11 protein-coding genes are annotated in these 11,923 nt (G+C 69.4%); 6 read left to right on the top strand and 5 right to left on the bottom strand.

What is annotated here, in order from left to right; genetic code table 11:
- Position 1: 1 nt before the first annotated feature.
- Positions 2-445 carry an N-acetyltransferase family protein gene (locus ACWCRD_RS26200; protein WP_450968206.1) on the top strand — a complete coding sequence of 148 codons (444 nt, stop codon included), beginning with the start codon at positions 2-4 and terminating at the stop codon, positions 443-445.
- Here ACWCRD_RS26200 and ACWCRD_RS26195 read toward each other — a convergent pair.
- Genes ACWCRD_RS26195 through ACWCRD_RS26175 form a run of 5 tightly spaced genes read right to left on the bottom strand, consistent with a single transcriptional unit; the run spans position 426 to position 5,407 of the window.
- Positions 426-1,463 carry a Gfo/Idh/MocA family protein gene (locus ACWCRD_RS26195; protein ID WP_450968205.1) on the bottom strand — a complete coding sequence of 346 codons (1,038 nt, stop codon included), beginning with the start codon at positions 1,461-1,463 and terminating at the stop codon, positions 426-428. The genes ACWCRD_RS26200 and ACWCRD_RS26195 overlap by 20 nt on opposite strands.
- A gap of 24 nt (positions 1,464-1,487) precedes the next feature.
- Positions 1,488-2,390 carry a sugar phosphate isomerase/epimerase family protein gene (locus ACWCRD_RS26190; protein ID WP_450968204.1) on the bottom strand — a complete coding sequence of 301 codons (903 nt, stop codon included), beginning with the start codon at positions 2,388-2,390 and terminating at the stop codon, positions 1,488-1,490.
- A gap of 1 nt (position 2,391) precedes the next feature.
- Entirely contained in the window at positions 2,392-3,306 is a 915-nt protein-coding gene (locus ACWCRD_RS26185; RefSeq protein ID WP_450968203.1) for an ATP-binding cassette domain-containing protein, read from the bottom strand.
- 5 nt (positions 3,307-3,311) lie between these two features.
- Positions 3,312-4,388: an ABC transporter permease gene (locus ACWCRD_RS26180; protein ID WP_450968202.1), complete on the bottom strand. Its 1,077-nt coding sequence runs from the start codon at positions 4,386-4,388 to the stop codon at positions 3,312-3,314.
- The gene (locus tag ACWCRD_RS26175) at positions 4,388-5,407 is read right to left on the bottom strand and encodes a sugar ABC transporter substrate-binding protein (RefSeq protein WP_450968201.1); all 1,020 of its coding nucleotides are present in this window, start codon (positions 5,405-5,407) and stop codon (positions 4,388-4,390) included. The genes ACWCRD_RS26180 and ACWCRD_RS26175 overlap by 1 nt, the downstream gene beginning before the upstream one ends.
- Before the next feature lie 294 nt (positions 5,408-5,701).
- Here ACWCRD_RS26175 and iolC point away from each other — a divergent pair, with 294 nt between their 5' ends.
- From iolC to ACWCRD_RS26150, 5 genes are read left to right on the top strand one after another with little or no spacing between them, the layout of a single operon-like run.
- The gene (iolC, locus tag ACWCRD_RS26170) at positions 5,702-6,664 is read left to right on the top strand and encodes a 5-dehydro-2-deoxygluconokinase (RefSeq protein ID WP_450968200.1); all 963 of its coding nucleotides are present in this window, start codon (positions 5,702-5,704) and stop codon (positions 6,662-6,664) included.
- 14 nt (positions 6,665-6,678) lie between these two features.
- Positions 6,679-7,566: a Cgl0159 family (beta/alpha)8-fold protein gene (locus tag ACWCRD_RS26165; RefSeq protein WP_450968199.1), complete on the top strand. Its 888-nt coding sequence runs from the start codon at positions 6,679-6,681 to the stop codon at positions 7,564-7,566.
- 28 nt (positions 7,567-7,594) lie between these two features.
- Positions 7,595-8,485: a 5-deoxy-glucuronate isomerase gene (gene iolB / locus ACWCRD_RS26160; protein ID WP_450968198.1), complete on the top strand. Its 891-nt coding sequence runs from the start codon at positions 7,595-7,597 to the stop codon at positions 8,483-8,485.
- On the top strand, positions 8,485-10,362 hold the full coding sequence (gene iolD, locus ACWCRD_RS26155) for a 3D-(3,5/4)-trihydroxycyclohexane-1,2-dione acylhydrolase (decyclizing) (protein WP_450968197.1): 1,878 nt from the start codon (positions 8,485-8,487) through the stop codon (positions 10,360-10,362). Before iolB ends, iolD begins: the two co-directional genes overlap by 1 nt.
- A gap of 39 nt (positions 10,363-10,401) precedes the next feature.
- The gene (locus ACWCRD_RS26150) at positions 10,402-11,904 is read left to right on the top strand and encodes a CoA-acylating methylmalonate-semialdehyde dehydrogenase (RefSeq protein ID WP_450968196.1); all 1,503 of its coding nucleotides are present in this window, start codon (positions 10,402-10,404) and stop codon (positions 11,902-11,904) included.
- Positions 11,905-11,923 lie beyond the last annotated feature (19 nt).

The following is an 11,923-nucleotide window of genomic DNA, read 5'->3' as shown; positions in this document are numbered from 1 at the left end:
CATGGCCGCACACATCGCACCCGCCCAAGTCACCGACATCCAGCAGGTCCTCGCCGATCACCCCCGTTACTGGGGTGATCGCGATCTGCGGGATCTGCATCTCCTGGCCCTGGTGCAGGAGTTCGGCGAGACCTGTCTGGTCGCCCGGTCCGACGACGGCATTCTCGGGTATCTGATCGGGTTCGTCACGCCCGGCGGCACCGGGTATGTGCATCTGATCGCGACGCGGGACGACGTCCGTGGCAGCGGTCTGGGGCGGGAGCTGTACGGTGCGTTCGCCGAGGCCGCGCGGCGGCAGGGGGCGGTCCGGCTGAAGGCCATCACGAGCCTCGGCAACAAGGGGTCGGTGGCCTTCCACCGCAGTCTCGGGTTCGAGGCGCACGTGGAGGCGGACTACAACGGGCCCGGCGAGGACCGGGTGGTGTTCAGCCGGGCTGTCGGGTGACCTCGTACAGCGCCGGCCGGTCCACCAGTTCCACCGGCACCCGGGTGCCTTCCTCCAGCGCCTTCACGCCCGCCTCGCAGACCGCGGCGACGGCGTAGCCGTCCCACACGCTCGGGCCGACGACCTCGCCGCGGCGGGTGGCGTCGACCCAGGCCTGGACCTCGCGGTCGTAGGCGTCGGCGAAGCGTTCGAGGTAGTCCTGGATGATGGTGCCGCCCCAGCGGCCTGCCATGTTGGTGACCATGGCGTGGCCGTCGCCGATGCGGGCGGTGCCGCGTTCGCAGACCACCTCGGCCTGGACCTGGTAGCCGAAGCCGCAGTTGACGAAGATCTCGACGTCGACGATGGTGCCGCCGTCGGTCTCGAAGACGACGAACTGCGGGTCCTGGATCCCGTCCGGTGCGTTCGCGGACGGGATGGGGCGCAGCACCGTGACGGCGGTGATCTCCTGGCCGAGCAGCCAGCGCGTCACATCCATCTCGTGCACGACGGAGTCGTTGATGAGCATCTCGCTGCGCCAGCCGGGCGGTGAGGCGAGGTTGCGGTGCCGGTTGTGCAGCATCAGCGGGCGCCCCAACTGACCTGTGTTCAGGAGGGACTTGAGCTTCATGTACTCGGCGTCGTAGCGCCGCATGAAGCCGACCTGGACCCGGCGGCGGCCCAGTTTCTGCTCCGCTTCCAATACCCGCAGCGCGGAGGCCGGGTCCGGGGTGAGCGGCTTCTCGCACAACACGGGCAGATCGTGCTCGAACGCCGTCAGCAGGGCCGCCTCGTGGGCGGGCCCCGGGGAGGCGATCAGCACGGCGTCGACATCGGCTGCCGACATGGCGGCGGCCGGGTCGGAGTAGGCGGTGCAGCCGTCGATGCGGGCGGCGACGTGCTTGGCGCGTTCCGCATCGACGTCCACGACCGCGGTCACCCTGGCCCCGCTGACGACCTCCTGGATACGGCGGACGTGGTCGGCACCCATCTTGCCGGTGCCGACGACCGCGACCTGCAGTGTTCCTTGCCGAGCCATGGTCGTTCGTCCCCCTTCGAAGGGTCAGGCGCCGCAGGACCTCAGGAACTTACGGGTGCGCACCGCGATCGGCAGCGGCTTGTCCGGCTCGCACGGGTACATGTCCTGCTCGACGATGGCGAACAGCTCCACGCCGAGCTTCTGCGCGGCCTCCATCACCGGCCCCAGCTCCGGGACACCGGCGGGCGGTTCGCACATCACGCCCTGCGCCACGGCAGGCCCGAACGGTGTGCCCTTGGCAGTCACGTCGGCGAGGATCTGCGGGTCGACCTGCTTGAGGTGCAGATAGCCGATGCGTTCGCCGTAGGTCTCGATCAACTTGACGCTGTCGCCGCCGCAGTATGCGTAGTGCCCGGTGTCCAGGCACAGGTTGACCAGTTCGGAGTCGGTCGAGTCGAGGAAGCGCTCGACATGGTCCTCGGTGTCGATGTGGGTGTCGGCGTGCGGGTGTACGACGATGTCGAGGCCGTACGCCTCCTTCACCTCGTGCCCGAGCCGCTCCATGCCCTTGGTGAGGTAGGCCCACTGCTCGCCGGTCAGCTCCGGCGGCTCCAGGATCTCGGCCGTCTTGTCGTCCCGCCAGAACGACGGGATGACGACGAGATGCTTCGCGCCCATCGCCTGGGTGAGCGCCGCGACCTGGCTGACGTGCTCCCAGGTGGACTCCCAGACGGAAGGGCCGCGGTGCAGGCCGGTGAAGACCGTGCCCGCCGAGACCTTCAGGTCGCGCCCCGCGATCTCGTCGGTGAGGCGGGCCGGGTCGGTCGGCAGATAGCCGTACGGGCCCAGCTCGATCCACGAGTACCCGGCCTCGGCGACCTCGTCGAGGAAGCGTTCCCAGGGCACCTGCTGAGGGTCGTCCGGGAACCAGACGCCCCAGGAGTCGGGGGCCGATCCGACCCGGATGCGGTCCAGAGCGCCTGCCATGTCAGGAGGTTCCTTCCGGGCTTGCCGCCACGGGTGCGGTGAGGTCTTCCTTCTCCGGGAGTTCCTCGACGTCGACACCGCTGACCTGGGACAGCTCGTGCTTGAGCGCGGCGAGTTCGGCGCCGCCGGCCATGTGGTTGGTCAGCTCTTCCAGGGTGATCCGGGAGCGTTCGGCGGACAGTTCCATGGTGCCCAGGCGCAGCACGCTGAAGTGGTCGCCGACCATGTAGGCGTGGTGCGGGTTGTGGGTGATGAAGATGACCCCCAGGCCCCGCTCGCGGGCCGCGGCGATGTACTTGAGCACCACCCCGGACTGCTTGACGCCCAGGGCGGCGGTGGGCTCGTCGAGGATGAGGACGCGAGCGCCGAAGTAGACGGCGCGGGCGATCGCCACGCACTGGCGCTGGCCGCCCGACAGGGTGCCGATGGGCTGTTCCAGGTTGTCCAGGACGATGCCCATCTCCCGCAGCTCATGGTCCGCGGTCTTCTTCATCTTCTCGATGTCCAGACGACGGATGGGCCAGGGGCCCTTGGTCATCTCGGAGCCGAGGAAGAAGTTGCGCCACACGGGCATCAGCGGCACGGTCGCCAGGTCCTGGTAGACGGTGGCAATACCGCGGTCGAGGGCGTCGCGGGGGGTGGTGAACCGCACCGGGGCGCCGTCGACGAGGAACTCGCCCTCGGTGTGCTGGTGCAAGCCCGAGATGATTTTGATCAACGTGGACTTGCCGGCGCCGTTGTCGCCCAGCACGCAGGTGACCTGACCGGGATGCACCTTCAGGCTCACGCCGTGCAGGGCACGGATGTTGCCGTAGGACTTGCCCGCGTTGCGCAGTTCGACGATCGCGCCGTCCTTCTCCGCCGGAACGGTGTCCTGGAGGATGGCTCCGTGAGTTCCGCTGTTCTTGTCTGTCATCGGATTCACCTCCGGGTCATGGTGCGCTGGACCCACAGATTGATCAGGACGGCGCCGAGGAGCATGACGCCGAGGAAGGCCTTGAACCAGTCGGGGTTCCAGCCGGCGTAGACGATGCCCTGCTGCACCATGCCGAACATGAACGCGCCGAAGACGGGCCCGATCGCCGAGCCGTAGCCGCCGGTCAGCAGGCAGCCGCCGATCACCGCGCCGGAGATGTAGATGAGCTCGATGCCGACGCCCTCACCGGACTGCACCGTGTTGAAGGAGAACAGCTGGTGCATGCCGACGAACCAGGCGCCGAAGCCGACCAGCATGAACAGGGAGATCTTCGTGAACGCGACGGGCACACCGACGGCGCGGGCGCTGTCCTTGTTGCCGCCGACCGCGAAGGTCCAGTTGCCGTACTTGGTGCGCAGCAGGACCCAGGTGGCGATCGCCGCGAACAGCAGCCACCAGAAGACGGTGATCTTCACCTGGACGCCGCCGATGTCGAAGCTGGAGGCGAAGACCTTCTTGGCCTGGTCGAAGCCGTCCATGTTGCTGATGTCGTCGGTGGCGACGTTGCCCGTGACCAGCTTGGTCACGGCGAGGTTGACGCCCTGCAGGATCAGGAAGGTGCCCAGGGTGACCAGGAAGCTGGGCAGTCCGGTCTTGACGACCATCCAGCCGTTGAAGAAGCCGATCGCCAGCGACACGACCAGGGCGGCGATGACACCGACCCACACGTTCATGGTGAGCTGGTAGCTGATCATGGCCGCGGTCAGCGCCGAGGTGATCACCCCGACACCGGCCGACAGGTCGAACTCGCCGCCGATCATCAGCAGGGCGACCGGGATGGTCACGATGCCGAGGGTGGAGGACTGGTAGAGGATGTTCGCCATCGAGCTGGCGTCGCGCACCGGCGGCGCCGAGATCAGGAAGAACACGTACACCGCGACGGCACCGAGGAAGACACCCACCTCAGGGCGGGCCAACAGCCGTACGACAAGAGGCCGTTCGGCGGTGCGCCCGTCGGTCTCCTTGGGGCCGGGGGCCGGCGGTGAGGTCACCGCCGGCTCGGCGTGCTGGGTCATGCTCATCACCGGGTTCCGTTGGCGGCAAACTTGGAGACCGCCTCGACGTTCGACTTGTCGACGAAGGCCGGACCGGTCAGCACCGGCTGCTCACCGCCGCCCATGTAGTTGCCGTTGTTCTTGTACAGCCACAGCGAGTCGATCGCCAGGTAGCCCTGGAGGTAGGGCTGCTGGTCGACCGCGAACTGGATCGTGCCCTTGCTGATGGCGGTCGTCAGGTCCTTGTTGAGGTCGAAGGTGGCGATCTTCGCCTTGCTGCCGGCGTCCGAGACCGACTGCACCGCGGTCAGCGCGTACGGGGCGCCGAGGGTGGTGACGTAGTCGATGGAGGAGTCCTGCTTGAGCTTGGCGGTGATCGTCGACTTCACGGACGGCATGTCCGTGCCGTTGACGTAGAGGACGTCGGTCTTGCCGGAGAAGGTCTTCTTCACGCCGTCGCAGCGCTGGGTCAGGCCGACGTTGCCCTGCTCCTGGATGACACAGACGGTGTGCTTGGCGCCGAGGTCGTTCAGCTTCTTGCCGAACGCCTCGCCGGCCACGGACTCGTCCTGGCCGAAGAACTCCATCAGGCCGAGCTTCTTCCAGTCACTGACACCGGAGTTGAGGCCCACGACAGGTATGTTGGCGGACTTCGCCTTGCCGACGACGGCCTTGAGGGCGTCCGGCTTGGCCAGGGTGACGGCGATGCCGTCGACCTTCTGGTCGATCGCGTTCTGGACCAGGTTGGACTGGTTGCCCGCGTTCGGGTCGGCCGAGTAGATCAGCTTGATGTTGTCCTTGGCCGCGGCGGCCTCGGCGCCCTTGCGGACGATGTCCCAGAAGGTGTCGCCGGGCGACTGGTGCGTGACCAGCGCGACCGTCATCCGAGGCGTGGTGGCCTTGCCGGCCGATGCGTTGGCGCCACCCTCCTCGGACTTCTTGCCCCCGGAGCTGCTGGAGCAGCCGGCGAGGGTGAGGGCAGCCGCCGCGGCCACCGCGACAACGGGGGCGATTCTGCGGGAGCGGGGGTGAGAAGAGCGGTCCATCTTTCCTGGCACCTCACTGTGCGTTGCGGGGGAAAGGGAGAGGGGGATCAGGATGATCCAGCGGCCCGGGATCTTGGCATGCCCGGGTCGTCTGCCGCAAACGCGGCGGTCGGCCTGGGACGGGATCAAACTCCTGGCCGCGCCCGCTGTCAATACTTTGTTAAGACATCATTTCACGAGCTAGTCCGAATGTAAGTACAAACTATTGACAGCGTCGCCCTCCGAGGCCTACACCTGGGGGGCGGCAGGCCCTCTGGGACCCGCATCCCCAGACCAGCTCGAGGAGCGTCGCGCATGGCCGACTCAGACCAGTCCTTCGACTTGATCACTATGGGCCGTATCGGAGTCGATCTCTACCCGCTGCAGTCGGGGGTGCCCCTGGCCCGGGTCGAGACCTTCGGCAAGTTCCTCGGCGGTTCGGCCGCCAACGTGGCGGTCGCCGCCGCCCGGCTCGGCCGGGACACCGCGGTGATCACCCGCACCGGGGACGATCCCTTCGGCGCCTATCTGCACGAGGCGCTGAAGGAGTTCGGCGTCGACGACCGCTGGGTCGCGCCCGTCGCCGCGTTCCCGACACCGGTGACCTTCTGCGAGATCTTCCCTCCGGATGACTTCCCTCTGTACTTCTACCGGCAGCCTAAGGCTCCTGACCTGGAGATACATTCCGAGGAGCTGGACTACTTCGCCATCCGGGCGAGCCGGGTCTTCTGGATCACCGGTACCGGCCTGAGCGAGGACCCCAGCCGCTCCGCCACCCTCGCCGCCCTCAAGGCACGCGACAAGGCGGGAACGACGGTCTTCGACCTCGACTGGCGGCCCATGTTCTGGAGCGACCCGGAGGAGGCGCGCCCGTACTACGCGGAAGCGCTGCGGCACGTCACGGTCGCCGTCGGCAACCTCGACGAGTGCGAGGTCGCCACCGGCGTCCGCGAGCCACGGGCCTGCGCCGAGGCGCTGCTGGAGGCGGGCGTGGAACTGGCGGTCGTCAAGCAGGGCCCCAAGGGCGTCCTCGCGTTGCACCGCGACGGCACCAGCGCCGAGGTACCGCCGGTGCCGGTCGAGGTGGCCAACGGCCTCGGCGCGGGGGACGCCTTCGGCGGCTCCCTCGTGCACGGTCTGCTGGCCGGCTGGGAGTTGGCCGAAATCATGCGGTACGCCAACGCGGCCGGCGCCCTCGTCGCCTCCCGTCTCGCCTGTTCCTCCGCGATGCCCACCGAGGCCGAGGTCGAGGACCTCCTCGCACGGGCCACCCTCTGAAACGGAGCTTCACCTTGTCCCTCAGCATCCCCGACCTCGTCTCGGTCAGGGCCCGCCATCCCGAGGCCGTCGCCGAGGCGGCCGCCCGGCGCGCGCGCCGCCCCCTCATCGGCGACAGCGGCCGTCTGATGATCGTGGCCGCCGACCACCCGGCCCGCGGCGCCCTCGGCGTCGGCGACCGGCGGCTCGCCATGGCCGGCCGCGCCGAGCTGCTGGAGCGCCTGTGCATCGCGCTGTCGCGGCCGGGCGTGGACGGGGTGCTGGCCACCGCCGACATCCTGGAGGACCTCCTCCTGCTCGGGGTGCTGGAGAACAAGGTCGTCATGGGGTCCATGAACCGCGGGGGCCTCGCGGGCGCCGTCTTCGAGATGGACGACCGCTTCACCGGCCACCGCGCCGAGGACATCGCCCGGCTCCGCTTCGACGCGGGCAAGCTGCTGCTGCGTATCGACTACGACGACCCGGGCTCGCTGACCACGCTGGAGTCCACGGCCCGGGCGATCGACGACATGGCCGCACACCGGCTGCCGCTGTTCGTCGAGCCGTTCCTCTCCCGCCGGATCGACGGCAGGGTCAGCAACGACCTGTCCGCCGAGGCCGTCACCAAGTCCATCGCGATCGCCGCGGGCCTGGGCGGCACCTCCGCCTACACCTGGCTGAAGCTGCCCGTCACCGACGACCCGGACGACATGGGCGAGGTCCTGGAGACCTCCACCCTGCCGACCGTGCTGCTCGGCGGCGAGGTGGGTGAGTCCGCAGAGGCACAAGCGGGCGCGTACGAGCGCTGGCGCAAGGCCCTCAGGCTGCCGACCGTGCAGGGCATGGTCGTGGGGCGGTCGCTGCTCTACCCGGCGGAGGGCAGTGTGGAGACGGCGGTCGACACGGCCGTAGGACTGCTGTGACGTGGCTCGTGATACGGAGGAGTGCCCCATGACCTACCACCTGCCCGCCGGCAAGGCCCTCGGCGGCCCCTACGTCGTGGACGTGACCCCGGAGAACGCCGCCTGGGGCTACTCCAGCCTGCGCGTGCTGGAGCTCCCGCCGGGCGGGGCGCACACCTTCGACACCGGCGACAGCGAGTGGATCGTGCTGCCGCTCAGCGGCGGCTGCACGGTCGCGGCGGCCGACGACTTCGGCCACGACACCTTCGAACTCACCGGCCGCGACAGCGTGTTCAGCGCCGTCAGCGACTTCGCGTACATCCCCAGGGACGCCCGTACGACGGTCACGTCCACCGGCGGCGGACGGTTCGCGCTCACCGGCGCGCGCTGCACCCGGCGGCTGCCCGCCCGCTACGGCCCGGCCTCTTCCGTGCCCGTGGAGCTGCGCGGCACCGGGAACTCCTCCCGTCAGGTCAACAACTTCGGCGCCGCAGGGGTTTTCGAGTGCGACAAGCTCATCGCGGTCGAGGTGATCACGCCGGGCGGCAACTGGTCGTCGTTCCCGCCGCACAAGCACGACGAGCACCGGCCCGGCGAGGAATCGGTCCTGGAAGAGATCTACTACTTCGAGTTCGCCGCCCACGACGGCATCCCCGGCCTCGGCTACCAGCGGGTCTCCCCCTCCGGGCAGGGCCGCAACACGGATGTGCTGGCCGAGGTGCGCGGCGGTGACGTCGTGCTGATCCCCGACGGCTGGCACGGGCCCTCCATGGCCGTGCCCGGCCACCACATGTACTACCTCAACGTCATGGCGGGCCCCGAGCCCGATCGTGCCTGGCTGATCTGCGACCACCCCGATCACGCCTGGGTCCGTTCCACCTGGCCCGAGCAGCCCGTCGACCCCAGCCTCCCCCTCTACACGGCACCGGAGAAGTCCTGATGAGCACCACCACCCGCCGCCTGACCGTCGCCCAGGCCCTGGTGCGGTTCCTGTCCGTCCAGTACACCGAGCGCGACGGTGTGCGCCGGCGGCTGATCGCGGGCACCTGGGGCATCTTCGGGCATGGCAACGTTGCCGGGATCGGTCAGGCCCTCCTGGAGGCGGGCGAGGACACGATGCCGTACCACCAGGGCCGCAACGAGCAGGCCATGGTGCATGCGGCCGTCGGCTATGCCCGCCAGCTCGACCGCCTGTCCGCACAGGCGGTGACGACGTCCATCGGACCGGGCGCCACCAACCTGGTCACCGGCGCCGCGCTCGCGACCATCAACCGCCTGCCGGTCCTGCTGCTGCCGGGCGACTACTTCGCCACCCGGGTCGCCGACCCGCTCCTGCAGCAGCTGGAGCACCCGACCGAGGCGGACGTGTCGGTCAACGACACCCTGCGTCCGGTGTCGCGGTACTTCGACCGCATCACCCGTCCCGAGGCCCTGATCCCCTCCGCGCTCAACGCCATGCGGGTCCTCGCCGACCCCGTCGAGACCGGCGCGGTAACCCTGGCCCTCCCCCAGGACGTCCAGGCGGAGGCGTACGACTGGCCGGAGGAGTTCTTCGCCGAGCGTGTGTGGCATGTGCGGCGGCCCGCGCCCGACCCGTACGAGCTCACGGAAGCGGTGGCTGCGATCCGCGCGGCCGAGCGGCCGCTGATCGTCGCGGGTGGCGGCATCCACCACAGCCAGGCCGAGGAGGCGCTCAAGGCGCTGGTGGACGCCACCGGTATCCCGGTCGCCTCGACCCAGGCAGGCAAGGGCTCGCTGCGCCACGACCACCCCGCCGACCTCGGCGGCATCGGCCACACCGGCACGGCGGTCTGCGACGAGATCGCCCGTACGGCAGACCTGATCATCGGCGTCGGGACCCGCTACACGGACTTCACCACCGCCTCCAACACGCTCTTCCAGCGGCCGGAGGTCCGGTTCGTCAACCTCAACATCGCCGCGTTCGACGCTCACAAACTGGCGGCGCGGACGGTGGTCTGCGACGCGCGCGCAGGGCTCACAGCGTTGACGGAGGCCCTCGCCGGTCACCGTGTGAACTCGGTTTACGAGGACGAGTACCGCGTCGGCAAGGAACGCTGGGAACAGGTCGTTGACGCCGCTTTCACCGCCGCCGACGAGAACGCCGTACCCACGCAGACCCAGGTGCTCGGCGCTTTGGACGCGGTGGTCGGCGACGACGACGTGGTGATCAACGCGGCCGGTTCGCTCCCCGGCGACCTGCACAAGCTCTGGCGGGCCCGCAGCCCCCGCCAGTACCACTTGGAGTACGGCTACTCCTGCATGGGCTACGAGATCCCGGCCGGCATCGGCGTCCAGCAGGCGGCACCCGAGACCCCGGTCTGGTCGCTGGTCGGCGACGGCACGTACCTCATGATGCCGACCGAGATCGTCACCGCCGTGCAGGAGGGCCTGCCCGTCAACCTCGTCCTCATCCAGAACCACGGCTACGCCTCCATCGGCGGCCTGTCCGAGTCGGTCGGCGGCGAGCGCTTCGGCACCGCCTACCGCTACCGGGCCTCCGACGGCACCTTCTCCGGCGCCCCGCTCCCCGTCGACCTCGCGGCCAACGCCGGCAGCCTCGGCATGGACGTGCTGCGCGCCAAGACCGTGCGCGAACTGCGCGAGGCGCTCGCCGCGGCCCGCGCCTCCGACCGTCCGACCTGCGTCTACGTCGAGACCGACACCGCCACCCCGACCGCTCCCCCGGCCGAGGCCTGGTGGGACGTGCCGGTCGCCGAGACCGCCTCCCGCGAGGCCGCCGTACAGGCCCGCGAGGAGTACGACCGGCAGGTCGCCGGGCAGCGCCGCCACCTCTGACCTCCCCCGCACCACCCCTTTGTGAAAGGCCCCCGCACCATGAAGACCATCACCCACTGGATCGACGGAAAGCCCGTCGAGTCCACCTCCGGCCGCCACGGCGCCGTGTTCAACCCGGCGACCGGCGCGCAGGAGAAGCAGGTCGGATTCGCGACCGTCGACGAGGTGGACGCCGCCGTCGCCTCCGCGAAGGCCGCCTTCGAGACCTGGGGTTCCTCCTCGCTGGCCAAGCGCACCGCGATCCTGTTCAAGTACCGCGAGCTGCTTGACGCCCACCGCGACGAAATCGCCGAGCTGATCACCGCCGAGCACGGCAAGGTGCACTCCGACGCGCTCGGCGAGGTCGCGCGCGGCATGGAGATCGTCGAGCTGGCCTGCGGGATCAGCGTGCAGCTGAAGGGCGAGCTGTCGACGCAGGTCTCCACCCGGGTGGACGTCGCCTCGATCCGGCAGCCGCTGGGCGTGGTCGCGGGCATCACGCCGTTCAACTTCCCGGCCATGGTGCCGATGTGGATGTTCCCGATCGCCATCGCGTGCGGCAACACCTTCGTGCTCAAGCCGAGCGAGAAGGACCCTTCGGCCTCCTTCCGCCTGGCCGAACTGGCCACCGAGGCGGGCCTGCCGGACGGCGTCCTGAACATCGTGCAGGGCGACAAGGTGGCCGTCGACCGCCTCCTGGAGCACCCGGACGTCGAGGCCGTCTCCTTCGTCGGCTCGACGCCGATCGCGAAGTACATCCAGCTCAAGGCGGTCGAGCACGGCAAGCGCGTCCAGGCCCTGGGCGGCGCGAAGAACCACATGCTGGTGCTGCCGGACGCCGACCTGGACTTCGCGGCCGACCAGGCGATCAACGCGGCGTACGGCTCGGCGGGCGAGCGCTGCATGGCCGTCTCCGTCGTGGTCGCGGTCGGCGACACGGGCGACGCACTGGTCGCCAAGATCGCCGAGCGTGCGAAGAACCTGAAGATCGGCCCCGGCAACGACCCGTCCTCCGAGATGGGCCCGCTCATCACACGCGAGCACCGCGACAAGGTGGCGTCGTACGTGACGAGCGCCGCGGAGCAGGGCGCCGAGGTCGTCGTCGACGGCACCGGCTACACGGTCGAGGGACACCCCGAGTGCGCAGGCGGCTTCTTCCTGGGCGTTTCCCTGCTGGACAGGGTGCCGCTGACGGCGGACGCCTACCGTGACGAGATCTTCGGCCCGGTCCTGGCCGTGGTCCGTGCGGAGTCGTACGACGAGGCCATCAAGCTGATCAACGACTCCCGCTGGGGCAACGGCACCGCGATCTTCACCCGGGACGGCGGAGCCGCCCGCCGCTTCCAGCTGGAGGTCAAGGCGGGCATGGTCGGCGTGAACGTGCCGATCCCGGTGCCGGTCGGCTACCACTCCTTCGGCGGCTGGAAGGACTCCCTCTTCGGCGATCTGCACGTCTACGGCAACGACGGCATCGCCTTCTACACGCAGGGGAAGGTGATCACCACGCGCTGGCCGGACCCGGCCGACGCGGGCATCAACCTCGGTTTCCCCAGCCACTCCTGACGTTTCGTCAGCACTCAGA

It is taken from the genome of Streptomyces sp. NPDC002092, assembly GCF_053593775.1.
The sequence above is the reverse complement of the archived record's forward strand: the minus strand, read 5'-3'. Positions and strand labels throughout refer to the sequence as shown.